General features: G+C 62.7%; 23 protein-coding genes. 18 read left to right on the top strand and 5 right to left on the bottom strand.

The annotated features are described in order from the left end of the window. Positions 1 to 289: 289 nt before the first annotated feature. The 10 genes from QEH68_RS16615 (at position 290) to QEH68_RS16570 (ending at position 9,102) form a co-directional block, all read left to right on the top strand. On the top strand, positions 290 to 964 hold the full coding sequence (locus QEH68_RS16615; RefSeq protein ID WP_280623458.1) for a DUF624 domain-containing protein: 675 nt from the start codon (positions 290 to 292) through the stop codon (positions 962 to 964). Positions 965 to 1,189: 225 nt separating this feature from the next. Beyond that, the gene (locus tag QEH68_RS16610; protein WP_207594501.1) at positions 1,190 to 2,719 is read left to right on the top strand and encodes an extracellular solute-binding protein; all 1,530 of its coding nucleotides are present in this window, start codon (positions 1,190 to 1,192) and stop codon (positions 2,717 to 2,719) included. Further along, positions 2,716 to 3,690, top strand: a complete 975-nt coding sequence (locus QEH68_RS16605; protein ID WP_207594500.1) for an ABC transporter permease subunit — start codon at positions 2,716 to 2,718, stop codon at positions 3,688 to 3,690. The genes QEH68_RS16610 and QEH68_RS16605 overlap by 4 nt, the downstream gene beginning before the upstream one ends. Then, entirely contained in the window at positions 3,690 to 4,562 is an 873-nt protein-coding gene (locus QEH68_RS16600) for a carbohydrate ABC transporter permease (RefSeq protein ID WP_172325940.1), read from the top strand. Before QEH68_RS16605 ends, QEH68_RS16600 begins: the two co-directional genes overlap by 1 nt. Positions 4,563 to 4,591: 29 nt before the next feature. After that, positions 4,592 to 5,263, top strand: coding sequence for a rhamnogalacturonan acetylesterase (locus QEH68_RS16595; RefSeq protein WP_280623457.1), 672 nt, complete (start codon positions 4,592 to 4,594; stop codon positions 5,261 to 5,263). After that, entirely contained in the window at positions 5,260 to 5,985 is a 726-nt protein-coding gene (locus tag QEH68_RS16590; protein WP_280623456.1) for a DUF1961 family protein, read from the top strand. The genes QEH68_RS16595 and QEH68_RS16590 overlap by 4 nt, the downstream gene beginning before the upstream one ends. 14 nt (positions 5,986 to 5,999) lie before the next feature. After that, positions 6,000 to 7,031, top strand: a complete 1,032-nt coding sequence (locus QEH68_RS16585) for an acetylxylan esterase (RefSeq protein WP_280623455.1) — start codon at positions 6,000 to 6,002, stop codon at positions 7,029 to 7,031. A gap of 223 nt (positions 7,032 to 7,254) precedes the next feature. Continuing rightward, complete coding sequence (locus QEH68_RS16580) at positions 7,255 to 8,394, top strand: 3-deoxy-7-phosphoheptulonate synthase (protein WP_207594496.1); 1,140 nt, start codon at positions 7,255 to 7,257, stop codon at positions 8,392 to 8,394. A 232-nt stretch (positions 8,395 to 8,626) separates the two neighbouring features. Further along, the gene (locus QEH68_RS16575) at positions 8,627 to 8,839 is read left to right on the top strand and encodes a helix-turn-helix domain-containing protein (protein ID WP_017199160.1); all 213 of its coding nucleotides are present in this window, start codon (positions 8,627 to 8,629) and stop codon (positions 8,837 to 8,839) included. Between the two features lie 164 nt (positions 8,840 to 9,003). After that, positions 9,004 to 9,102 carry an AURKAIP1/COX24 domain-containing protein gene (locus tag QEH68_RS16570; protein ID WP_003792170.1) on the top strand — a complete coding sequence of 33 codons (99 nt, stop codon included), beginning with the start codon at positions 9,004 to 9,006 and terminating at the stop codon, positions 9,100 to 9,102. A gap of 167 nt (positions 9,103 to 9,269) precedes the next feature. Here the strand turns inward: QEH68_RS16570 and QEH68_RS16565 are convergent, their stop codons facing one another. Together QEH68_RS16565 and QEH68_RS16560 are read right to left on the bottom strand one after the other, a co-directional pair. Next, positions 9,270 to 9,992: a DUF559 domain-containing protein gene (locus QEH68_RS16565; RefSeq protein WP_348537378.1), complete on the bottom strand. Its 723-nt coding sequence runs from the start codon at positions 9,990 to 9,992 to the stop codon at positions 9,270 to 9,272. Between the two features lie 388 nt (positions 9,993 to 10,380). Beyond that, on the bottom strand, positions 10,381 to 11,229 hold the full coding sequence (locus QEH68_RS16560; RefSeq protein ID WP_207594494.1) for an HAD-IB family hydrolase: 849 nt from the start codon (positions 11,227 to 11,229) through the stop codon (positions 10,381 to 10,383). A gap of 326 nt (positions 11,230 to 11,555) precedes the next feature. On the opposite strand from QEH68_RS16560, the gene QEH68_RS16555 reads away from it, so the two are divergent. Together QEH68_RS16555 and QEH68_RS16550 are read left to right on the top strand one after the other, a co-directional pair. Further along, entirely contained in the window at positions 11,556 to 11,810 is a 255-nt protein-coding gene (locus QEH68_RS16555; protein ID WP_207594493.1) for a glutaredoxin family protein, read from the top strand. An 84-nt stretch (positions 11,811 to 11,894) separates the two neighbouring features. Then, the gene (locus tag QEH68_RS16550) at positions 11,895 to 12,590 is read left to right on the top strand and encodes a redox-sensing transcriptional repressor Rex (protein WP_198318262.1); all 696 of its coding nucleotides are present in this window, start codon (positions 11,895 to 11,897) and stop codon (positions 12,588 to 12,590) included. A gap of 49 nt (positions 12,591 to 12,639) precedes the next feature. Here QEH68_RS16550 and QEH68_RS16545 read toward each other — a convergent pair whose 3' ends face one another. The 3 genes from QEH68_RS16545 to QEH68_RS16535 all read right to left on the bottom strand — a co-directional run bounded on the left by QEH68_RS16545 (position 12,640) and on the right by QEH68_RS16535 (position 15,063). Beyond that, the gene (locus tag QEH68_RS16545; RefSeq protein ID WP_207594492.1) at positions 12,640 to 13,356 is read right to left on the bottom strand and encodes a hypothetical protein; all 717 of its coding nucleotides are present in this window, start codon (positions 13,354 to 13,356) and stop codon (positions 12,640 to 12,642) included. A gap of 261 nt (positions 13,357 to 13,617) precedes the next feature. Further along, positions 13,618 to 14,331, bottom strand: a complete 714-nt coding sequence (locus tag QEH68_RS16540; protein WP_280623453.1) for a hypothetical protein — start codon at positions 14,329 to 14,331, stop codon at positions 13,618 to 13,620. 180 nt (positions 14,332 to 14,511) lie between these two features. Then, positions 14,512 to 15,063, bottom strand: coding sequence for a YceI family protein (locus QEH68_RS16535; protein ID WP_280628030.1), 552 nt, complete (start codon positions 15,061 to 15,063; stop codon positions 14,512 to 14,514). Positions 15,064 to 15,270: 207 nt separating this feature from the next. On the opposite strand from QEH68_RS16535, the gene QEH68_RS16530 reads away from it, so the two are divergent. From QEH68_RS16530 to QEH68_RS16505, 6 genes are all read left to right on the top strand, one after another. Next, the gene (locus QEH68_RS16530; protein ID WP_207594490.1) at positions 15,271 to 15,936 is read left to right on the top strand and encodes a histidine phosphatase family protein; all 666 of its coding nucleotides are present in this window, start codon (positions 15,271 to 15,273) and stop codon (positions 15,934 to 15,936) included. 4 nt (positions 15,937 to 15,940) lie between these two features. Continuing rightward, on the top strand, positions 15,941 to 16,546 hold the full coding sequence (locus QEH68_RS16525; protein WP_280623452.1) for a TlpA disulfide reductase family protein: 606 nt from the start codon (positions 15,941 to 15,943) through the stop codon (positions 16,544 to 16,546). Between the two features lie 5 nt (positions 16,547 to 16,551). After that, positions 16,552 to 17,307 carry a cytochrome c biogenesis CcdA family protein gene (locus QEH68_RS16520; protein ID WP_014922639.1) on the top strand — a complete coding sequence of 252 codons (756 nt, stop codon included), beginning with the start codon at positions 16,552 to 16,554 and terminating at the stop codon, positions 17,305 to 17,307. Next, on the top strand, positions 17,307 to 19,016 hold the full coding sequence (locus QEH68_RS16515) for a cytochrome c biogenesis protein ResB (protein ID WP_280623451.1): 1,710 nt from the start codon (positions 17,307 to 17,309) through the stop codon (positions 19,014 to 19,016). Before QEH68_RS16520 ends, QEH68_RS16515 begins: the two co-directional genes overlap by 1 nt. After that, positions 19,016 to 20,083, top strand: a complete 1,068-nt coding sequence (ccsB, locus tag QEH68_RS16510) for a c-type cytochrome biogenesis protein CcsB (protein WP_089596068.1) — start codon at positions 19,016 to 19,018, stop codon at positions 20,081 to 20,083. Before QEH68_RS16515 ends, ccsB begins: the two co-directional genes overlap by 1 nt. 187 nt (positions 20,084 to 20,270) lie before the next feature. Further along, positions 20,271 to 22,295 carry an Hsp70 family protein gene (locus tag QEH68_RS16505; protein WP_280623450.1) on the top strand — a complete coding sequence of 675 codons (2,025 nt, stop codon included), beginning with the start codon at positions 20,271 to 20,273 and terminating at the stop codon, positions 22,293 to 22,295. Position 22,296: the final 1 nt, after the last annotated feature.

Raw genomic sequence — 22,296 nt, 5'->3', positions numbered from 1 at the left:
GTGTTCATGTAAGTATCCGGCGGGTTCAGGCTATACCCAGCAAGCGCTTTCCCAGTTCCGGCTCCCGCCCAGTGTAGCGCGGCTTCACGGCTAATGTAACGATTCAAGAATGATCTTGACTCCACCCTTGCCCAGCGTCTAAGTTGACGGGAAAGCGTTTGCTTAGTGATGCGGCCCACATGGGCCGACCCCAACTGACCGGCTGCAGCGGCTGCTATGAGACTCCTCAGCAATCGCCATCCATGGTCACGCGGGCCTGTTCTGCAACGATGGAGAAAGGGGGAGTGCCATGGCCTCGGGTGGATTTGGATTCCGTGCGTACACGCTCTTCGACACACTCGTCTGGATAGCTTGCCTGAATGTGTTGTGGATTGCCTTCACTGTCCTCGGTGGAGTTGTCCTGGGAATCGGCCCCAGCACCGCTGCGGCCCACGTCCTGGTCCGCAACAAGGTACGGGGAGATGCCGCGCCGTTGATGCGGCGCTTCGCGAAGGAGTACTTCAGCAACTTCGGCAAGGGCAACGCCTTGGGCTTGCCCCTGATTGCGGTGGGCATTGCCCTGACCCTGAACTGGGGCTACTTCTCTGCAGGCTGGGACTTTGGCTCGCAGATCGCTTCCGCTGGAATCCTCATGGCGGCCCTGTTTGCCGCCGGCACAGTCTGCTACCTGTTCCCCTTGTTCGCCCGCTACGAGCTTTCCATTCCGCAGTACTTCCTGATGTCCTCACGCTTTGCGATGCGCCATCTGGCGGGAACTGTGATTCTCTTGTTCGTCACAGCGGCCGCCCTGTTCGTATGCCGGTCGGTTCCGGGGCTGATTCCGTTCTTCGGCGTTGGCGCATGGCTTTATGTCACGGGGTGGCTCTGTGACCGCTTCTTCACGGCCAACGATGAGGCGATGTCAGCCACTGGCGGCGGCCCTGTTTCCACCACGACCCACAGTACGGAGGCCAGCCTTGTCTGAACCCACCCGCGCCCGCCCCGCATTGAGCGGGCCGCCGGTCCTTCACCGTTCCCTCGATGTCCAAGGAAGCAGCGAACTCGTCCCGAATGTCTCCGGCGCGAGTACTAATGAAACGTATCAAGATGCACGTGGCCAGCACATGTGGACCCTCAAAAGATTCCCGGGTGTGCCGTCATACCAAGAGTCGAAAGACACCAACCCCGATGAAGTGGAGCAGGTAAGAAATTGATCCGTAGAAAACACACGCTGGCCGCCGCCGTCGTCGTTTCCGCAGCCCTGGCGCTGACCGCCTGTGGTGGCGAAGCGCCGGCGTCGGACCTTTCCTCCGTCAAGATCATGGCGCCGTTCCTGGAGGCGCAGCCGCCAACAGCCGATGGCGCCGTACAGAAGAAGCTTGAGGAACTCACGGGCAAGGACGTCAACATCACGTGGACGCCCAACGCGTCCTACGAAGACAAGATGAACATCACGCTGGCATCTTCGGAGATTCCGCATGTCCTGGTGGTGCAGGGCAAAACGCCGGGCTTCGTGAAGAACGCCGAAGCGGGCGCCTTCTGGGACCTCACGGACAAGCTCAACGACTATCCGAACCTGAAGACCACCTTCCCGGAGGTCCAGCAGAATGCCAGCGTCAACGGCAAGGTCTACGGCGTTTACCGCGGCCGAAACCCGATCCGTGCAGCGGTCATGTTCCGTCAGGATTGGCTGGACAAGCTGGGTCTGAAGGCGCCCGAGACCACCGAAGACCTCTACAAAGTAGCCAAGGCGTTCACCGAACAGGATCCGGACGGCAATGGCCAGAACGACACCTACGGGATCACCATCCCCAAATGGGGCGCGCTGGGAACCAACAGCCCCTATGACCTGATCGAGACCTGGTACGGCGCCGGAAACCGCTGGACCGAGCGGGACGGCAAGCTGGTCCCCAGCTTCGAAACCGACGAATTCCTCGAAGCCAACCGCTTCATCAAGAAGATGGTGGACGAGAAACTCATCAACCCCGATTTCGCCACGTTCGACGGCACCAAGTGGAACGAACCGTTCTTCAACGGCAAGGGCGGCATCATCGTGGACGTTGACTCCCGCGTCAGCGTGCTGATCAACCTCTTCAAGCAGGCCAACCCGAACGACTTTGAAAACAAAGTGGGCTTCGTGGGCAGCCTCAAGGGACCGGACGGCGAACTGCACGCCCACCCCACCGACGGTTACTCCGGCTTCCTGGCCATTCCCAAGTCCAGCGTCAAGACCGAGGCTGACCTGAAGAACGTCCTCAGCTTCCTGGACAAGTTGAACAGCAAGGACGTTGCCGTTCTCATGAACAATGGCATCGAGGGCGTGAACTTCACCCTCGAAGAGGGCCTGGCTGCCACCATCAAGCCTGAAACCCCTGAGGGCAAGGTGGTCAACACTGACATCAAGAGCTTCGCCCAGCTTGGCACCAACGTCACGGGTAACAATTTCTACCCGGTCAAGCAGGCCTCCGAGTACGAGCAGAAGGTCTTCGATGACCGCGTCGCCGTCATGGCAGAGGACCTCAAGAGCGCCGTGTACAACCCGGCAGCTGCCTTCGTCTCGCCCACCTACGTTGCCAAGGGCGCGCAGTTGGACAACATCGTGGCGGACGCCCGTATCAAGTACCTCGCCGGGCAGACCGACGAGCAGGGCCTGAAGGACGCCATCAAGCTGTGGAACACCAGCGGCGGTGACAAGGTCAAGGAAGAAATTAATAAACTCTGGCAGGAAAACAAGAAGTGACAACCCCGGTTATGGAAGCCAAGGCCTCGGAGCGGGCGGCCACCAAGCCGCCCGCCCCGGTGCGGCGGCGCGGGTTCGCCGTCCACTTCGCGCACTACAAGTGGCTGTATCTGCTGTTGCTGCCTGGAGTCCTGTACTTCGCGATCTTCAGGTACGGGCCCATGTACGGCGTGTCCATCGCTTTCAAGGACTACGTTCCGTTCCTTGGCGTCAATGGCAGCCCTTGGGTGGGTGTCACCCACTTCACGGACTTCTTCTCGAACCCGGACTTTCCACGGCTGCTGGGCAATACGCTGATTCTGGCGTTCCTGAACCTGGGCATCGCGTTCCCGCTCACCATCATCCTGGCGTTGCTCCTCAACGAGGTCCGTCTGTCGGTGCTCAAACGCACCGTCCAGACGCTCGTCTACATCCCGCATTTCCTGTCCTGGACCATCGTGGCGTCGCTGAGCTTCCTGCTCTTCGCCTTGGACATCGGACCGTTGTTCCAGTTCGTGAACGGTTTGTTCGGGACCAACGTGGACATCCTGTCCGATCCCCACTGGTTCCGGCCCTTGATCGTTCTCCAGGAAATCTGGAAGAACACCGGCTGGGGCACCATCATCTTCCTCGCCGCGCTGGCCACGGTGGACCAGGACCAGTATGAGGCAGCAATTATCGACGGCGCCGGCAGGTTCCGTCGCGTCTGGCACATCACATTGCCGGGCATCCGCTCCACCATCATTGTGATGCTCATCCTGGCCATCGGGCAGATGCTCAACACCGGCTTTGAGCAGATCTACCTCATGACCAACGCACTTAACCGCAGCGTGGCCGACGTCTTCGATACCTACGTCTACTTCGTGGGCATTACCCAAGGCGCCTACAGCTACAGCACCGCCGTCGGGCTGTTCAAGTCCCTCGTGGGAATCGTGCTGATCTTTGGCACCAACTGGCTGTCCAAGCGGTTCAACCAGAGCGGACTTTTCTAATGAAGATCCACAACACCCGCGGCGGACGGGTTTTTGATGCCGCAAACTACGTCTTCCTGAGCCTGGTAGGCATCATCACCCTGCTGCCGTTCGTCTACGTGATCGCCGGGTCCTTCGCCAACGAGGCCGAGATCACCCGGCGGGCGTTCTTCGTCTGGCCCGAGCAATTCACGCTGGGCGCCTACGAATACATCTTCTCCACACCCGCCTTCACACGGGCTCTCATCACCACCGTCCTGGTGACGCTGGTCGGCACCTTGATCCAGCTCATCCTGACTGTCACCATGGCGTACCCGTTGGCGAAGAAAAACCTGCGGGGCCGGAAGCTGATCATGTCCCTGGTGGTCTTCGCCATGGTGTTCTCCGGCGGCATGATTCCCACGTTCCTGCTGGTCAAGGACCTGGGCTTGCTGAACAGCTACTGGGCGCTGATCCTGCCCGCGGCCATCAACCCGTTCAGCTTGATCATCATCAAGAACTTCTTCCAGGAACTCCCCCAGGAGCTGGAAGAATCCGCCAAAATGGACGGTGCCACGGAAATTGGCATCCTCTGGCGGATCCTGCTGCCGTTGTCCAAGCCGGTGTTGGCTACGTTCGCGCTGTTCTACGCGGTGGGAATCTGGAACGACTTCATGTCACCCTTGCTCTACCTGAGCGATAACAACATGTGGACCCTGCAGATGTACCTGCGCCAGGTCACGGCAGCCTCGGACCTCCTGGGCACCGGCAATGTGGATCCCTCCTATATTCCGCCGGAACAGGGCATCAAGTTCGCCGTGATCGTGGTGGCCACCCTGCCCATCCTGATCTTCTACCCCTTCCTGCAGAAGCATTTTGCCAAGGGCATGCTGATCGGTTCGGTCAAGGGCTAAGCGCGGCTGCATCATCTGAAAGGACACCCATGAAAATCCTCCTCGCGGGCGACTCCACCGTCGCCGCCTGCCCCAGCTTCGAGTACCCCATGAGTGGCTGGGGCGCCCATCTTGCGCCCGAGACGTACTGGTGGGCTGCCGTTCACAACTACGCCAAGGGCGGTGCCACCACGGAGTCGTTCCGCGAGGAAGGCCTTTGGTACCAGGTCATCAACCAGACCGTCCAGGGCGACCTGGTCCTCATCCAGTTCGGGCACAACGACCAGAAACGTGAACACCTGGCCGCGCGCACGGGCTACGCGGACAACCTCAAGCGCATGGTGGCCGAGGTCCGCAGCAAGGGTGGCATTCCCATCCTGTGCACCTCGGTGGAACGCAGACATTTTTTGGACGGACAGCTGGAGGTCACCCTGGGGGACTACCCAGTGGTGGTCCGGGAGCTTGGCCTCGAGCTCGGCCTGGACGTCATCGACCTCAACCAGTGGACGCGTTCCCTCTACCAGGAGTTGGGAGAGGAAGGTTCCAAGGAGCTCTTCTTCCACTTTGCTCCGGGCGAGCACGCACACTGGGCGGGCGGCCTTGAGGACAACACTCACTTCCATGAGAAGGGCGCCCGGCGGATCGCTTCCTTCGTGGCGGAGCAGCTGGAATCCCTCGGCTACGGCCTGTCGGCGACCCTCAACGCGGGCGCGCGTGCATGATTCACTCCAACCCGCTGCGCGGTCCTGCGGATGTGGCTGATTGGGTGGCGGAGGGGCCGGTTCAGTTCGGAACGCATGAGGTGGCGCACGACGACGGCGGCCCGGGCTCGGGCGGCGACGGCACCAGCGCTCTGGTTCTGTCGGGCTCCCTCGATGCGGAGGAGTACGGAGACCACGCTCATTGGACGCTCTGGTGCCCGGAGAAACTTCCTGATCACGTGAGGATCTCGTGGGAGTTCCTCCCGTTGGAGGAGCCAGGCCTCGCCATGGTGTTCTTCGCAGCCGCCGGCCACAGAGGCGAAGATCTGTTCTCTCCCGCTTTGGCTCCCCGCACAGGCTTCTATCCGCAATACCATTCAGGAGATATGGACGCCCTCCACGTCTCCTACTTCCGGCACAAGTACGCTTCCGAGCGCGCGTTCCGAACCTGCAATCTGCGCAAGAGCGCGGGCTTCGAGCTCGTGGCGCAGGGAGCCGACCCGCTTCCACCTGCCGGGGATGCCGATGGGTTTTATCGTATGGAAGTGATCAAGGACGGCCCCCGGGTAGCCTTCTCCATCAACCAGCTGTTGCTCTTTGAATGGGCCGATCCCGCGGGCGCACCCCTCAGGGGCGGGTACTTCGGAATTCGCCAGATGGCACCCCTGAGAGCCGCCTACCGGAACCTCTCCATTACCCAGTTGCAGCCCTGGCGCCCTGTGACAGCGCACACGAAACCATGACGTAGGATGTCCACATGCCCCTCTTTGACCTTTCCCTTGAGCAGCTCCGCGACTACACCTCAGGCGTGGTCCCGCCAGCCGATTTCGATGCCTTTTGGGACCGCACCATCACCGAGGCCAGGGCTTTGCCTCTTGACGCTGTGTTCGAACCCGTGGACAACTACCTCGCAGTGATCGACACTTTCGACGTGTCCTATGCCGGCTTCGGGGGAGACCGCATCAAGGGCTGGCTGCACCTGCCGTCACACTGCCAGCCGGGCCAGCAACTTCCCGTGGTGGTGGAGTACATCGGCTACTCCGGTGGCCGCGGACTGGTCAACCAGAACACCAAGTGGGCCCAAGCAGGCTACGCACACTTCATCATGGACACCCGCGGGCAGGGCTACGGCGGCGTCTCGGGCGACACCCCGGATCCGCATCCGTCCGCTGGCGGAAACAACTATGCCGGGCTCATGACCAGGGGCGCCGACCACCAGGACAACTACTACTTCCGGCGGGTGTACGTGGACGCGTTCCGTGCGGTAGAAGCGGCGCAGAGCCATCCCGCCGTCGACCCCTCCAAGGTAGTCCTGACAGGCGTCAGCCAGGGTGGCGGCATTACTGTTGCTGCCGCTGGGCTGACGGCTGGAAGGCTCGACGGCGTCATCGCCGCGCTGCCCGACGTCCCGTTCCTGCAGGACTTCCCCCGCGCCATTGACATCACCCCGCGCGGGCCCTATCCGGAGATCGCCGGTTTCCTGGGCCGGCACCGCGAAAAGTACGAGCCAACGCTGGCCGTCCTGAACTATTTCGACGGCGTCCACCTGGGCCGTGCCGCCACCGTTCCTGCATTGTTCTCCGCTGCGCAGATGGACGACATCTGCCCTCCGTCCACCGTTTTCGCGAGCTACAACAGCTACGGCACCGGCTCCTCGGCTGCGCCCGGCGGTGCGCCTGAGGGTGTGCCCGTAAAGGACATCGAGGTCTACCGCTTCAACAACCATGAGGGCGGGCAGGAACACCACTGGATCAAGCAGTTGCAGTTCCTGCGCAAACATTTGTCATGATGGCGGACGCGATTTGCCCGGTGTGAAGAACCGCGGTTATGGTGTGGCTATGACAAACCGTTGGTATGCGTATTTTTCGTTGGCTCTGGAGGGGCCCGCGTCTAACTGACACGCATCCAACTTTCCTTCAGAGCCAACAGGGCAGAGATCATTCTCTGCCCTTCGCCATATCCGGCGGGTTCTGAAAAGGGGCCCGCTCCGCATCCCGGAACAGGACCCAGACATGACAAGCATCGCTGCAGAACCCACCGAATCGCTCGACTCCCCTGATGCCGCGCATCCTTCCACGTCCAACCTGCGGGTCGCCCGCTTCGAGCCGCTGCCGGCACCCCAGGACCTCATCGCAGAGCTGCCGCTGGACGCCCGCTCAGCTGCCGTCGTCGACCGTGGCCGTGACCAGGTCCGCGCCATCATGGACGGCGTGGACGACCGGCTGCTGGTGATCGTCGGGCCGTGCTCCATCCACGATCCCAAGGCCGGCCTCGAATACGCCCGCCGTTTGGTGAGCCAGGCGGAGAAGCACAAGGAAGACCTGCTGATCGTCATGCGGACCTACTTCGAAAAGCCGCGCACCACCGTTGGCTGGAAGGGCCTCATCAACGATCCCCACCTGGACGGCAGCCACGACATCGCCGCCGGACTGCGCGCGGCCCGTGGGTTCCTGAAGCAGGTCACCGCCCTCGGCCTGCCCACGGCCACCGAGTTCCTCGAACCGATCAGCCCGCAATACATGGCTGACCTCGTTTCCTGGGGTGCGATCGGTGCCCGCACCACCGAAAGCCAGATCCACCGCCAACTCGCCTCCGGACTGTCCATGCCCATCGGCTTCAAGAACGGCACCGACGGCGACCTCCAGGTGGCCATCGACGCTTGCGGCGCTTCTGCCGCCGAGCAGGCCTTCCTGGGAATCGACGACGACGGTCGGGCGGCTCTCGTAGCCACCTCAGGCAACCCTGACACCCACGTGATCCTGCGCGGCGGACGCAAGGGACCCAACTACTCCCAGGATGATGTCGCGGCTGCTTCCTCCAAGCTCGCTGCCAAGGGCCTGAACCCGCGCCTGATCGTGGACGCCAGCCACGCCAACAGCGGCAAGAGCCACCACCGCCAGGCTGAGGTTGCCTTGGAAATCGGTGCGCAGCTCGAAGCCGGGGAGACCTCGCCGATCGCCGGCGTCATGCTGGAGAGCTTCCTGGTGGGCGGAGCCCAGAACCTGGACACCGCCAAGCAGCTTGCGGGGGAGCAGGAACTCGTTTACGGCCAGAGCGTCACCGATGCTTGCATGGAATGGGACGTTACGGCTTCCGTGCTGGAGCAGCTCGCTGCCTCGGCCCGGAAACGCCGCGCGGTGGTTGCGGAGTAGATTCGTTTCGTGGCTTCGCTGCGCATCCTGCCGTACGTTCGGCACTGCCCGCAGCGAGTCCCCGTTATGGTCTTGCTCGGCCGGGGGAGCGGCATCCCACTTACGGGAAAGGCTTTCACATTGGCCCCATCAGCCTCTAGAGTATCTAGCACATGGTTGTTGGATGGCTCAGCATCGGCACACCGTTCTACTGGGGGTGTCCTAACCGGCTGAGAGCAAAGGAATATGGGAAATGTCCGCAGAGACTAACTTCTCGAATGCGCGTTTCATGACGGTGGCCGAAGTGGCCGACGTCCTGCGTGTTTCCAAAATGACCGTGTATCGCCTGGTCCACTCAGGGGAAATGCCCGCCGTACGGTTCGGGCGTTCCTTCCGGGTTCCTGAAGAGGCCGTTGCCCAGTACCTCAAGGGTGCCGTGGTGGACGGACAATCCGAGACCGCCTGAGGCTGCCGGGGTCCGTCCCGCGGACCGTGGTCACAGGGTGCCCCTTTGAAGCGGTACTCTGTTAAGGAACGTTTTACGTCAATGTAAGAATCTGTCAGTTGTACTTGTCTGCTTCCGCGGATCTGTTCCAACAGACAGGAACTTCTAGTTTGTAAGGAACTTTCGTGGGTTCAGTTATTAAGAAGCGCCGCAAGCGTATGGCCAAGAAGAAGCACCGCAAGCTGCTTCGCAAGACTCGCCACCAGCGCCGCAATAAGAAGTAGAGATACTTCACCAAGCGTGAATGCCCGTTGCCTCTCGAGGTGGCGGGCATTTTTGCGTCCCCGACGCTCTCTCACATCCCTCGGGTTTGGTGGGGTTCCTCTCTCACATCCCTCGGGTTTGGTGGGGTTCCTCTCTCACATCCCTCGGGTTTGGTGGGGTTCCTCTCTCAGGTCCCTCGGGAGAAACCCGAACTGACCGCGGGGTCCCGCCATGCTGATCCAAGAGCGCTCTTGATCTTCTGCGTTGCTGACGAAAAGTTTTCCACCAAGTCATCCTTTCCGAATTTCAGGACCGTCCAGCCTGCTGCTTCGAACGCCTTGTCGCGTCGCCGATCGCTAAATATCTGTTCGCGCCCAAGGTGATGGCCGCCGTCGTACTGTATTGCTACCCGCCGGCCACGGAAGCCCAAGTCCGCGGACGGCGAAAAAGGATCGTTCGGGCGGAGTAGCACCTGCAACTCCGGTTCGGGGATACCGGCGTCCAACATTGCCAAACGGAGCAGTGACTCGGGCGCGGAGTCGGAGCCAATACGCATGAGCTCCAATGCTTCTCGTGCCCTGACGACGCCCTGTAGATTGCTGTGCCTGCCCACCAGCTCGCGAAGTGCCTCCAGCGTGGTGAACGGTTTATCGCGTGCTTCGAAGTCCGGCCTGGGCCTGCGAATGAGCTCGTCACCCATGCAGACCAGGTCGGCGAGCGGAAGGCGTCTTGCAAGATCCAACCAGGTACGCGACCGAGTGCTGATCCGGATGCCCTGAACATTCTCGATCTCGTCGGCGGAGGCCACTACCGTGTGTCCGATTACGCCTTTGCGGCGGACGGACGGGAGATGCCTCGGCTTGCTGAGATGCAATTCATTGGAATCAGACAGCCACGGTGGAAGGCACACGCCATGAAGCCTCGCAGCCGTTACATGGGATATCCAGGCCCCTGGACTTGCGGCTGACAGTGACCTTGCAGCCGCCGATAGCTCAAAATCCCAATCCGATGGACGGTAAAGGCCCCGGCTCACCCCATCTATTCCTACACGATTCCACAGGTGCGATTGCTTCAGGCCTGCGGCCTCGGCCTCGTCAATGGTGAATGGTGCGTTGGTCAGTCGGGGCGGAAGGGGCCTGGCGTTCTGCATATCTGGCATTCTCGCCCAGAAACGCTTGAGTCATCGTAAGTTATCCACAGGCTCGTTGAGGCCATCGAGGGATGTGAGAGAGGGTTCGGTTCAAGCCCGAGGGGTGTGAGAGAGGGTTCGGGTCAAGCCCGAGGGATGTGAGAGAGGGTCAGATGCGGGGGCCGCGGAACCTTGAGAAACCCCGCCACAGGCCGTAGACCGCTCCGCCAACCGTGGCGGCCTTGAGCCCAAGCGTTGCTGCGCGGCGACCGGAACGGAAGTCGTACACCGGCCAGTTGTTCTCGCGGGCGTGCCGGCGCAACCTGGCGTCCGGGTTGATCACCACGGGATGACCCACCATGGTGAGCAAAGGTATGTCGTTGGCGGAATCGCTGTACGCCCAGCAATGATCCAGATCCAGGCCCTCACGATCGGCGACGAGCTGAACTGCGACTGCCTTCGCCGGTCCGTGCAGGATGTCGCCCACAAGTTTCCCTGTGTACATGCCACCTTCCACTTCACCCACGGTGCCAAGGGCGCCGGTCAGTCCGAGCCTGGTGGAAATGACCGTGGCCACCTCTATGGGTGTAGCCGTGACGAGCCAGACCTTGCGTCCAACCCTGAGATGCTGTTCCGCGAGGGCCTTGGTCCCCGGCCAGATCCGCGACTCGATCATTTCGTCGTAGACCTCTTCACCCAGGGCCTTGATGTCATCCACAGTGATGCCGGCAGCAAGGGTAAGCGCGGAGTCGCGGACCGAGTGGACGTCTTCCATGTTCTCGCCGCGCATGACGAATTTGAACTGCTTCCAGGCGAATCCGGCCGCTTGCGACAATGTGAAGGCCTTGCGTTCGTACATCTTGCGGGCCACATGGAAGAGGCTGGCGCCCTTCATCAAGGTGTTGTCGACGTCGAAGAAGGCGGCCTCGCCCGTGCGCTTCTGCACGTTGTCCTTCTGCACTATGGGCTTCTGCACCAAGGCATCTGCGACCACGGCGGCGTTCTTCTCCTCGGGCATGCCTTGAGTCTAGTCAATCGCCGCGGTCCGCGTTCGAGGGCGCACGGTGGCGTCACAGAAGGGCTCGGGATGTGAGAGAGGGTTGGCCGGAAGGGCTCGGGATGTGAGAGAGGGTTGGCCGGTAGGGCGCGGGATGTGAGAGAGGGTTGGCCGGTAGGGCGCGGGATGTGAGAGAGGGTTGGCCGGTAGGGCTCGGGATGTGAGAGAGGGTTGGCCGGTAGGGCTCGGGACGTGAGAGAGGGTTGGCCGGAAGGGCGTGGGATGTGAGAGAGGGTTGGCCGGAAGGGCGTGGGATGTGAGAGAGGGTTGGCCGGTACCTTTGAGATATGGCTATTCCCGACGTCGTTCTCCTCACCAAAGCTGACTGCCACCTGTGCACCGCGGCGCGTGCCGCCGTCGAGCGTGTCACTAAAAGTCTTGGCGTGCAGTGGAAGGAGCAGCTGATCGACGACGACCCCCAACTGCAGGAGCGCTTCGCGGAAGAGATTCCCGTGGTGCTGGTGGACGGCGTCCAGCGCGATTTTTGGAAGATTGACGAGGAACGTCTCACCCGCACCCTGAAGAAGGTCCTGGAGGGCTGAGGGGTTACCCGTTGGTAATGGCTTTTGTTGAGTCCGCCCGGGGGTCATAGAGTGGAACAACAAAGCGACGCAATGGAGAATACCGTGACTGCGCTGGAACCGTCCCCGGAGGCTGCAACCGGGGACAACGAACCTGCCACAAAGCAGATCCCGCCCGCGGCCGTGGCCCGGATGACGCTCTATTTGCGCGCGCTCAACTCCCTGTTGGCCGAAGGCGTGGAGCGGGTTTCGTCCGAAGCATTGGCGGAAGCCTCAGGTGTCAGCTCGTCCACCCTGCGCAAGGATCTTTCCTATGTGGGCTCGTATGGGACGCGCGGTGTCGGCTATGAAGTCCAGTACTTGAGCCGCCACATTGCCGCCGCCCTGGGTCTGACCCATGACTGGAAAGTTGCCATTGTGGGCGCCGGTAACCTCGGCAAGGCCCTGGCCCGGTATGGCGGGTTTGAGTCCCGCGGCTTCGACGTTGTAGCCATCTTCGACGCCGACCCCATGGTGATCGGCAACGAAGTAGGGTGGCTTCGCGTCAGCGACTCCGCGGAGCTTGAGCGGGTCCTTGAACGGACCCACACCAACATGGTGGTGCTGGCCCTGCCCGCCACCGTAGCGCAGGCTGTATGCGACCGCGTGATTGCCGCCGGGATCCGGAGCATCCTCAGCTTCGCGCCGGTGCTGTTGCAGGTTCCTCCGCACGTGAACCTCCGCAAGGTGGACATGGCCACGGAACTCCAGATTTTGGCGTACCACGCACAACGGGCGCAGACACCGGGCCAGGCTGTTTAGCCTTCGCCGGGTCCGCGCCCGCGTTTGAAGCGTCTTGAACTCTGGGTGTTTAGCGGCCGTACGGGTTCTGGTACGGGTTGCCGAAGGGCTGCGCCTTGCGGAAGTACGGGGCCGACGCCGGCAGGTACAGCATGACGATCGCCGCGACTCCCAGCAGGATCACGATGAGCTGCAGGATGCCGTAGGTGGCACCGAACTGGAACAGGCCGGTGAGGCCCAGGACGGAGATGGCGGCGAAGACGGTGCCCAGGATCCGTGCCCAGTTCTTGCCCTTGCGGACGGGGAAAGCGACCAAGGCGTAGAGACCGAGGGCCAGAACAGCGCCTACGACGGCGCTGACGCCGATCACACCGCGCATGCCTTCCATGGACCCTTCGGGGAGGTCCGTACCCTGCTGGCTTGCCTGCTGGTTCATGGCGCTGATGAAGGCATCAGCACCAGTGGTGGCCAACAGAAGCGAGCTGATAGCGGAAAGAATGCCGGCGGCAACGATCATCCAGAAGGCGTAGTTAACCATGGGCGGCACAGCGGTGGGACCGGGCTGCTGGCTGGGCCAGTTGGTGTCCTGTCCGTACTGCGGAGCGCCGGGAGCCTGGCCGTACGGGGATGACTGCTGGCCGTACTGCGGCGCGGCGGGGCTTTGCTGGCCGTACTGCGGCGCGGCTGGGCTTTGCTGGCCGTACTGCGGAGCGGCTGGCTGGGTGCCCGGCTGCTCGGGCTGGTTGGCATCGCCCGGGTTTGACGGCGGGTAGGGAGGGTTGCTCATGGCATTCCTTTGCTTGTTCGACTGCTGGTGCGGCCGCCGGGATCAGCAAAATGACCCTGCCCCCAGCGTGGTTCTGCTTCCACCGTACCTCCCGGGTCTGACCCTGCAGGTGATCCCACGCAGGTATTTCCGGCTCACGGCAAAAATCATCATGTTGGCTTACGCCTTCATGATGAAAGCCGCGGCAATCCGACAGGATTTACCGCGGCCTTCAGCCTGTATTGGCGCCGATAAGGCACGACGACGGCAGTTGCGTCAGCGCTAAGCGTGGCCCTTGACTGCCTTGAACCAAAGTTGGGAATTCGGAAGCCACATCAGGACTACGGCTACGGCGCTGACGAGGAAGCCGAACCAGTTGCTGCCAAGGCCCGTGCTGGAGCCGCCGGCACTGGCCGCACTGAAAATGGTGAGGAGCAAGGAGATGCCGGCCACGATGGTGAGGGCGAGGCGGGCCCACTCTTTGCCTTCCTTCATCTTCATCGCAAGGACTACCTGTGCCGCTGCCACCGCCAGGGTGAGGATGAGGATGATCAGCAGGATGGCTGCAACGCCAGGGGCGAAAGCGAAGAGGGCAATGATCGCGAAGAATCCGATCAGCCCGAACAGCAGGCCAAGGAGTCCGGAGATCACCCAGATGAAGTATGAAACCTTCAGCTCGGTGGGGAGGCCCTGGGTCTTGAACATTCCCGAGAATCCGCCCTGGGGCATGACGTCGTTGAAGTTGCGGGGCCCGTCAGTGGGCATCTCGAAGTGGAAACCAGGCTGCCCCGGGGCTGGCTGTCCAGGGCCAGGCTGCGGTGGGCCAGGCTGCGTGGGGCCGGGCTGTGAATATTGTCCCGGTTGCGACGGCGGCTGGTAACCCTGGGGTGGCTGGTAGCCCTGCGGAGGCTGGTAACCCGCAGGAGGAACATTGCCGGGCTGCGGAGGCTGGGAGCCGGGCTGCTGTGGCTGTGGTGCTTCGTCTGGGGTACTCATGGCATCACTGTAGACCGCAGGTTGAAGGTTGCATAGGAACTTCGGAGCCAACTCGCAGGTAAATACAGGCTGTTTGCCGAACAATTGCGGGGTGACTTCCGGATATGCGAAACGGCGCCCCCACACAGCCGGGGACTGTGGGTGGCGCCGTTGGGGTGAATCCGCGTCTGGAGAGAGGGCCTATGCGGCGGCCGGTGCGATGAAAGCGAGTTCCAGGTTGATGACAACCTTGTCGCTGACCAACACGCCACCGGCTTCGAGAACGGCATTCCAGGTGAGGCCGAAGTCCTTGCGGCTGATGGTGGTTTCGCCGGAAACGCCGGCGCGGGTGTTGCCGAAGGGATCCACTGCGACACCGTTGAATTCTGTTTCGATGGATACTTCCTTGGTCACGCCCTTGATTGTGAGATCGCCCACGAGGTCGAAGCTGTTGCCGTTGGCCTGGACGTGGCGGGACACGAACGTGATCTCCGGGAACTTCTCCACGTCGAAGAAGTCTTCGCCCTTGACGTGGCCATCGCGGTTGACGTCGCCGGAGTCGAAGCTGGCGGTCTGGATGGTGGCGGTGACCTTGGAGTCGGCCAGGGTTTCGCCAACTTCGAGTGTGGCTGAAGCGTCCTTGAACTGGCCGCGTACCTTGCTGATGCCTGCGTGGCGGACAGTGAAGCCGATCTCGCTGTGGGAAGCGTCGAGGGTCCAGGTGCCGGTGGTGACGGAAGCGGGGAGAGTCATCATGGTGTTGCTCCTATATCGATTGGTTGGTACTGCGTGCTTGCCGGGTCGAGCTCATTGCTTGAAGCGTCAACCGAGCTTCGTGTCCAGTATAAACATGCATATGCATCTTTTATTCCAACTCCGGGGAACATTTCGGAAAAACTTTGAGTTCTACTAGCGGTAGAAGATTTCGGATCGCCCCGCTTCTTTGAGAAACTGGTAAACATGCCCCAAGCAACTGTCCACCTGCTTCGCCATGGCGAGGTCCATAATCCCGACGGCGTCCTGTATGGTCGCCTGCCGGAATTCCACCTCTCCGAGCGTGGCCGGGAGATGGCCCGTATGCTGGCCGACCACTTTGTGGCACGTGTCGGCCAGGGGGCCAAGATCGTCCACTTGGTCGCCTCACCGCTGACCCGCGCCCAGGAAACGGCCATGCCCACTGCAGAGGCCCTGAACCTGGAAATCACCACCGAGCCCCGGATTATCGAGGCCGAGAACCACTTTGAGGGGCTCCACCCCACCAAGAGTGAATTCCTGAAGCCCAAGCACTGGCTGTACTTCCGCAATCCGCTGCGGCCATCCTGGGGCGAGCCGTACAAAGAGCAGGCGGCCCGGGTTCTGGCCGCCGTTGAAGACGCCCGTGCCAAGGCGGTTGAGTTGGGTGGCGACGGTGCCGAAGCCATCCTCGTGAGCCATCAGCTCCCCATCTGGTCAACCCGTTTGACCGCTGAAGGACGGCGGCTGGCACACGATCCCCGCAAGCGCGAATGCACGCTCACTTCCCTGACGTCCCTGACTCTGGACGGGAACGGCAAGATCGTGCGAGTGGAGTACACCGAACCTGCTGCCGTCCTGCTCCCCGGCGCGGCGAGCACCCCGGGGGCATAGAAGCATGGACAACAACCTCTCACGTCGCGGTGTACTGACTGCCGGTGGCGTCCTCCTCGCGGGACTGACCATGGGCCTGTCCGCGTGTGCCCAGGAAGATTCCCTCGCCAAGCAAGCCAAGGCAGGCGACAACAAGAACTACGTAGCCGGCGATGGTTCGGTGACAGAGTTCGCGAAGGCGGACCGTGCCGCCCCAGTGGCGCTCAAGGGCACCCTCTTTAACGGGGAGACGGTAAAGCCCGAGGACCTCAAGGGCAAAGTCACGGTCTTGAACTTCTGGTTTGCTGCCTGTGCACCTTGCCGCATCGAGGCGCCCCAGCTTGAAGCCCTGCACCAGGACTTCAAGGACCAGGGCGTCCAGTTCTTCGGCGTCAACCTGCGCGACGAACAAGCTACCGCTGAGGCCTTCGACAAAACCTTCAACATCACCTACCCGAGCTTCAACGACAAGGACGGGGCTGTTCTCCTGTCCGTGTCCGGCATCGTTCCGCCGGGTGCGGTGCCCACAACATTGGTCCTGGACAAGGATGGCAAGGTTGCCTCCCGCGTGCTCGGCGAGATCGAGAAGAGCACCCTGAAGGCCCTCATCACCTCCGCAGTGGCGGAGTAGCACCCATGAACAGTCCCTTCGCCGAGACGATCCTCAATGGATCGCTGCTGCTGGCTGTGCCGGTGGCGTTGCTGGCTGGGCTGGTCTCCTTCCTCTCGCCGTGCGTGCTGCCACTGGTCCCCGGTTACCTTGGCTACGTCACGGGACTGACCGGCGTCGATCTCCAAAAGCAGCGGCGTGGCCGCATGCTGGCCGGAATCGGCCTGTTCGTCCTGGGCTTCTCGGTGATCTTTGTTCTTTTGGGCGGCGCCTTCGGGCAGTTGGGCACGTTGCTGACCGGCCCGCAGAACGCCTGGATTACGCAGTTGCTGGGCATCCTGGTGATCATCATGGGCGTGGTGTTCATGGGCGGCTTCGGCTGGTTGCAGCGCGACGCGAAGATCCATGCCAAACCGCCCGCCGGCCTATGGGGAGCACCGCTCCTGGGATTGACCTTTGGCCTGGGCTGGGCGCCCTGTATTGGTCCGACGTACTCCGCGGTACAGTTGCTGAGCCTGTCCGGTGGTTCCTCGGCAGCCAAGGGCGCGCTCCTGGCGTTCGTCTATAGCCTTGGGCTGGGTATCCCGTTCCTCCTGATTGCGCTGGCTGTCCGCCGGGGCATGGGAGTCATGTCCTTTTTCCGCAAGCACCGTCTGGCCATCCAGCGGATTGGCGGAGGCATCCTGATTTTGCTCGGCATCCTGATGGCCACCGGTGTGTGGGGAACCTGGGTGACCGAGTTGCAGTACTGGTTCCAAAACGATGTGAAGTTGCCAATCTGATGAGCGAGTCCGTGAAAGCCACAAAGAAGTCACCGTCCGCTGAAACCACCAGCGCAGCGGAAGGAAAACTCCAGCAGGCCAAGTCCGAGGCCGCACTTCCTGCCCTCGGTTTCAAGGGCATGCTCCGGTGGGCTTGGACCCAGCTGACCAGCATGCGCACAGCGTTGTTCCTGCTGCTCCTTCTCGCCGTCGGAGCGGTGCCTGGTTCCCTGTTCCCGCAGCGGCCGGCGAACCCTTCGGTGGTCACGCAGTACATCAAGGACAACCCGTCCTACGGTGAGATCCTGGACGCCCTTCAGATGTTCGACGTCTACTCCTCGGCCTGGTTCTCGGCCATCTACATCCTGCTCTTTATCTCGCTGATCGGCTGCGTCACCCCCCGCGCCATTGCCCATTACAAGGCCATGAAGTCCCAGCCGCCCCGTACTCCCAAGCGCCTTTCGCGCCTGCCGGAGTACGGTACCTTGGCGGTACCCGCCAACGCCGGGATCCCGGCGTCGAAGGCCATCAACGATGCCGCCGGGCTGCTGAAGAAGCGCGGCTACCGCGTGGAGGTCAGGGACGTCGACGGCGCCCTGCCGTCCTTGGGTGCCGAGCGCGGCTTCCTGAAGGAAGTGGGCAACCTGGTCTTCCACACCTCGCTGATCGGCGTCCTGGTGTCCGTGGCCATCGGCGGCCTGTACGGGTACAGCGGCCAGCGCATCCTGGTGGAGGGTGACACGTTCGTCAACACCCTGGTGGGCTACGATCAGTTCACTCCGGGCACCAACTTCCAGAGCAGCGCGCTGCAGCCGTATTCGGTCCAATTGGACAAGTTCGAAGCCAAGTTCGACCGTGAATCCCCGGGCAAAGCAGGCCAGCCGATCGATTACACGGCCGAGGTATCCACCAAGGAAGGACCGGATTCACCGGTCAAGAAGGAAACCCTCAAGGTCAACGACCCCGTTTCCCTCGGTGGTACCAGCCTCTACCTGACCGGCAACGGCTACGCGCCCCTGGTCACCGTCCGGGACGGCGAAGGCAATGTTTCCTTCCAGGGTCCCGTCACGGCCAAGGTCCAGGGAGACAACTACTACTCGTCGGTGGTCATCAAGGTCCCCGACGCGAAGCCGGAACAGCTTGGCTTTGTGGGCTTCTTCCTTCCCACGGCGTTCGTCACCGAAGACGGCACCTCGTTCAGCGCTTCCCCGGAACTCTTCAACCCCCAGTTGAGCCTGAATTCCTTCTACGGAGACCTCGGCCTGGACAAGGGCGTGCCCCAGAACGTGTTCGAACTGGACGTCAAGGACTTGAAACCGCTCAATGCCCGCGACCTCGCGGCGGGCGGCATCACCCTGACCCCGGGCGCAACCGTCAACCTGCCCGAAGGCAAGGGCAGCATCACGTTCGACGGCGTGAAGAAGTACATCGGCGTGGACATCCACCACAACCCCGGACAGCTCTACGCACTGATCTTCGGCTTCCTCGCAGTCGGTGGCCTGGTCATGTCTCTCTATATCAACCGGCGCCGTGTCTGGGTCCGCACCGGAACCCACGCCGACGGCCGCACCATGGTGGAGTACGGCCTGCTGGCCCGCGGTGAAGATCACCGCCTGGCCGGCGAAGCCGCGGCACTCCGCGAGATCTTTGCCCGGGAATGGAACATCCCACAGACGCAGGACACCGCAACAACTACAGCAGGATCTTCCTCAACCTCGAAGGACCAGTAATGCCCGTCATCAACGAAACCCTGGGCCAGTACAGCGAGCTGTTCATGCTGTTGGCCGCCGGCACGTACACCGTGGCGTTCATCGCCTTTGCCTGGGACCTGGCCAAGAGCAGCAAGATGCTCCGCGCCGTGGACCTGAAGGCTGCGGCCAGCACTGCCGGCGAGAAGGTCACGGTTGCTGCCGGCCGCGTCGCGGGAGGCTTGGGAGGTCCCGACGCCGGTGGGCCGGCAGGCCGCGCTGAGCGTCCGACATCGGGCCTCACCTTTGAGGGCGGCACCGCCGCCGGCGACATGAAATACGCCGGCGAACGCCGCGCACCTGCCCGTGTGGCCGTGGCCCTGACGGTATTGGGTGTCCTCATCCACGGCGCGGGTGTAGTGACCCGAGCCTTCGGTGCGGGCCGTGTGCCGTGGGGCAACATGTACGAGTTCCTCACCACCGGCGCCTTCGTTGCGGTAGCTGTCTTCCTGATCGTCCTCATCCGCCGGGATCTGCGCTTCCTGGGCACCTTTGTGATCGGGCTGGCTATCATCATGCTGGTGGCCGCATCTGCTGCTTTCTGGACCCCGGTGGGTCACCTGGTTCCGGCACTGCAGAGCTATTGGCTGATCATCCACGTCTCCATCGCAGTGCTCTCTTCAGCGTTGTTCACGCTGACGTTCGCCATGTCCGTGCTGCAGTTGCTGCAGTCGTACCGCCAGAAGAGCCTTGCTGCGGGCCGTGCGGACAAGCTGGGCTTCATGCGCCTGGTCCCCAACGCGCTGAGCTTGGAGAATCTCTCCTACCGCATCAATGCCATCGCCTTCATCGGCTGGACGTTTACCCTCATGTTCGGCGCCATCTGGGCCGAAAAGGCCTGGGGTCGCTTCTGGGGCTGGGACCCCAAGGAAGTGTGGACCTTTGTGATCTGGGTGGTCTATGCCGGCTACCTGCACGCTCGGGCTACCCGTGGCTGGACGGGAACACGCGCAGCCTGGTTGTCGATTGTTGGCTACGCCTGCGTCATCATCAACTTCACGCTGGTGAACACGGTCTTCAACGGCCTGCATTCCTACTCCGGGCTCTAAAATCGGGGCCTCGGCGCCAATGCGGGCCTGAGCAGGGGCGTTGTCCCTGGCTCGGGCCCGTCCCTCAAGAAACAACAAAACGGTGCACTAAACAAGCCTTTTGCCTGTCCAAAGCAGGTGCTACCTTGTTCAGAACCCGCTTGTGATGCAGCCCGCTAGCGACGTGCCGTGTTCTTTTGAGGTAGCTATGAACTATGTTCTCGCCATTGACGTCGGGACGAGTTTTACCGCAGCAGCCCTGGTTAAGCCTGACCAAGGTCCAACCCCTACACCGGAAATACTCCCGTTGGGATTACATGGCAACGCCGTGCCATCGGTGTTGTTCTATACCGACGACGGCCGAGTGCTGGTAGGCGAAGCCGCCGAACGCCGGGGCCTGGACGATCCCCACCATATGGTGCGTGAGTTCAAGCGTCGGATCGGGGATTCCGTTCCCCTCGCTGTCGGCGAGGGATGGCTGGCCCCGGAGGATGTGTACGCCACCATGGCCCGGTGGGTGGTGGACAGGGCCGGGGAGCGGGAGGGGACGGCGCCGTCGTCGATCATCATGACGCACCCCGCTGCCTGGGGCCAGCACCGGACCTCGGTGGTTCTCGCAGCGCTCAACGCGGCGGGCCTCCATGACATCACCCTGATCAGTGAGCCGGAAGCAGCGGCCCTGCACTACGCCTCCCAAACGCGGGTGGAAGATGGCAGCATCATCGCTGTGTACGACCTCGGCGGAGGTACGTTCGACACTGCCATCCTGCGCAAAGCCGGAGCCGGGAACTTTGAGTTGCTGGGACGTCCCGACGGTATTGAAACCCTTGGCGGCGCAGACTTCGACGCCGCCGTCCTGCGGCACGTGATGGGCCACGTCAAGGCATCCGGGGAGGTGGATCCGGAGGCGCCGGACGCCCTCGCAGCCCTTTCGAGACTGCGGAGGGAATGCCGTGAGGCCAAGGAAGCGCTGTCCCTGGACAGCGAATCCAGTGTGGCAGTTTCCCTGCCGGGAACACAGCAGTCTGTGCGGTTGGTCCGCGCCGAATTCGAAGCGCTCATCGAGGAGCCCCTCCGGGAAACCGTGGAAGCACTGGAACGAAGCTTGCAGAGCGTCAACGTGGACTCTCAGGATCTGAGCGCCGTGCTGCTCATCGGTGGGTCATCGCGCATTCCCCTCGTGGCCCAGATGATTTCGGTGGAACTTGGCCGGCCCATCGCCGTCGACGCCGATCCCAAGTCCTCCATCTGCCTGGGGGCAGCGGTGGCTGGTTTGCGCTCAAGGGCCGAAGAGGCCGTGGACGCGGCGGCTGCGGCCGCTGTCGGGGCAGCGGCTGACGACGTGGTGGCGATCGGCGCGCTGGGGCGCCCGCATACCGCCAGCCGACCCCCAGCCCTGGGCGTCCGCGCAGCAGCGTCCGCAAAGCAGGGCCGGCAGGCTCCCCGGCCGCGTGTCCGGATGGCTGCGGCCGCGGCTGCAGCGGCGGCCGCCTTGACCATCGCGACGGCGACGGCGGCCCAGAGTCCCGAAGGCAGTGGGTTGCTGGCAACCGTGTTGGGGAACCAGGCCGCTGATGTCATGCGCGACGGCGGTCCTCAGGCTTCAGGGGGCCAAGGCAGTGTTGCCGGTGGCGGGAAGAACGGGGAAACCCCGACGGTAGGCAAGCCGGCGGGTGGACTTGAAGCCAGCGCCAGGGCCGGGGTTACCAAGGCAGGGAATGGGATGGGGAAGAGCCCGGCCCGGACCGGAACAACGAATGCCGGAACTGGATCGGGGGCCGCTGCGGGACCCGGTGCAGGACCTGCCGCCGGCACCTCCCCGGGCACCTCATCCGGCGGAACCGCCACCGCCACTCCTGCGGCGACGGGCACGGGAACCCCCGCTGCTCCGGGCACCACCCCGGCTCCCAGCACACCCACACCGGCGCCTACTGGTGGCGCCGCCAGTGGGCCTACACCGCCGCCTGCAACACCCCCCACCACGCCGCCACCGGTCATCGAACCCACAACTCCGCCTACAACCCCGGCTGATCCTGTCACGCCACCGCCACCTCCACCGCCGTCGCCCGAGCCAACAGTGCCGCAGCCTGAACCGACGCTCACGCAAGACCCCCCACCGCCGTCGCCCGAGCCAACGCCGGAACCGGTACCCCCGCCTGTCACGGCTGATCCCTTACCCGAGCCCTCGCAAACGGGCCCCATTCCGGATCCAGCGATGCTTCCGGCGGTGTAGC

The organism is Paenarthrobacter sp. OM7 (assembly GCF_029873575.1).
In the GTDB taxonomy this organism is placed as follows: Bacteria; Actinomycetota; Actinomycetes; order Actinomycetales; family Micrococcaceae; genus Arthrobacter.
Note: the sequence above shows the minus strand (reverse complement) of the source record. Positions and strands in the feature narration are given on the sequence as shown.

What these genes read in the sequence shown, in the direction of transcription:
- QEH68_RS16615 (WP_280623458.1), top strand. Translation starts at nt 290, where the DNA reads ATGGCCTCGGGTGGATTTGGATTCCGTGCGTACACGCTCTTCGACACA.
- QEH68_RS16595 (WP_280623457.1), top strand. Translation starts at nt 4,592, where the DNA reads ATGAAAATCCTCCTCGCGGGCGACTCCACCGTCGCCGCCTGCCCCAGC.
- QEH68_RS16505 (WP_280623450.1), top strand. Translation starts at nt 20,271, where the DNA reads ATGAACTATGTTCTCGCCATTGACGTCGGGACGAGTTTTACCGCAGCA.
- QEH68_RS16545 (WP_207594492.1), bottom strand. Translation starts at nt 13,356, where the DNA reads ATGAGCAACCCTCCCTACCCGCCGTCAAACCCGGGCGATGCCAACCAG.
- QEH68_RS16585 (WP_280623455.1), top strand. Translation starts at nt 6,000, where the DNA reads ATGCCCCTCTTTGACCTTTCCCTTGAGCAGCTCCGCGACTACACCTCA.
- QEH68_RS16535 (WP_280628030.1), bottom strand. Translation starts at nt 15,063, where the DNA reads ATGACTCTCCCCGCTTCCGTCACCACCGGCACCTGGACCCTCGACGCT.
- QEH68_RS16515 (WP_280623451.1), top strand. Translation starts at nt 17,307, where the DNA reads ATGAGCGAGTCCGTGAAAGCCACAAAGAAGTCACCGTCCGCTGAAACC.
- QEH68_RS16600 (WP_172325940.1), top strand. Translation starts at nt 3,690, where the DNA reads ATGAAGATCCACAACACCCGCGGCGGACGGGTTTTTGATGCCGCAAAC.
- QEH68_RS16590 (WP_280623456.1), top strand. Translation starts at nt 5,260, where the DNA reads ATGATTCACTCCAACCCGCTGCGCGGTCCTGCGGATGTGGCTGATTGG.
- ccsB (WP_089596068.1), top strand. Translation starts at nt 19,016, where the DNA reads ATGCCCGTCATCAACGAAACCCTGGGCCAGTACAGCGAGCTGTTCATG.
- QEH68_RS16555 (WP_207594493.1), top strand. Translation starts at nt 11,556, where the DNA reads ATGGCTATTCCCGACGTCGTTCTCCTCACCAAAGCTGACTGCCACCTG.
- QEH68_RS16560 (WP_207594494.1), bottom strand. Translation starts at nt 11,229, where the DNA reads ATGCCCGAGGAGAAGAACGCCGCCGTGGTCGCAGATGCCTTGGTGCAG.
- QEH68_RS16525 (WP_280623452.1), top strand. Translation starts at nt 15,941, where the DNA reads ATGGACAACAACCTCTCACGTCGCGGTGTACTGACTGCCGGTGGCGTC.
- QEH68_RS16530 (WP_207594490.1), top strand. Translation starts at nt 15,271, where the DNA reads ATGCCCCAAGCAACTGTCCACCTGCTTCGCCATGGCGAGGTCCATAAT.
- QEH68_RS16520 (WP_014922639.1), top strand. Translation starts at nt 16,552, where the DNA reads ATGAACAGTCCCTTCGCCGAGACGATCCTCAATGGATCGCTGCTGCTG.
- QEH68_RS16575 (WP_017199160.1), top strand. Translation starts at nt 8,627, where the DNA reads ATGTCCGCAGAGACTAACTTCTCGAATGCGCGTTTCATGACGGTGGCC.
- QEH68_RS16540 (WP_280623453.1), bottom strand. Translation starts at nt 14,331, where the DNA reads ATGAGTACCCCAGACGAAGCACCACAGCCACAGCAGCCCGGCTCCCAG.
- QEH68_RS16580 (WP_207594496.1), top strand. Translation starts at nt 7,255, where the DNA reads ATGACAAGCATCGCTGCAGAACCCACCGAATCGCTCGACTCCCCTGAT.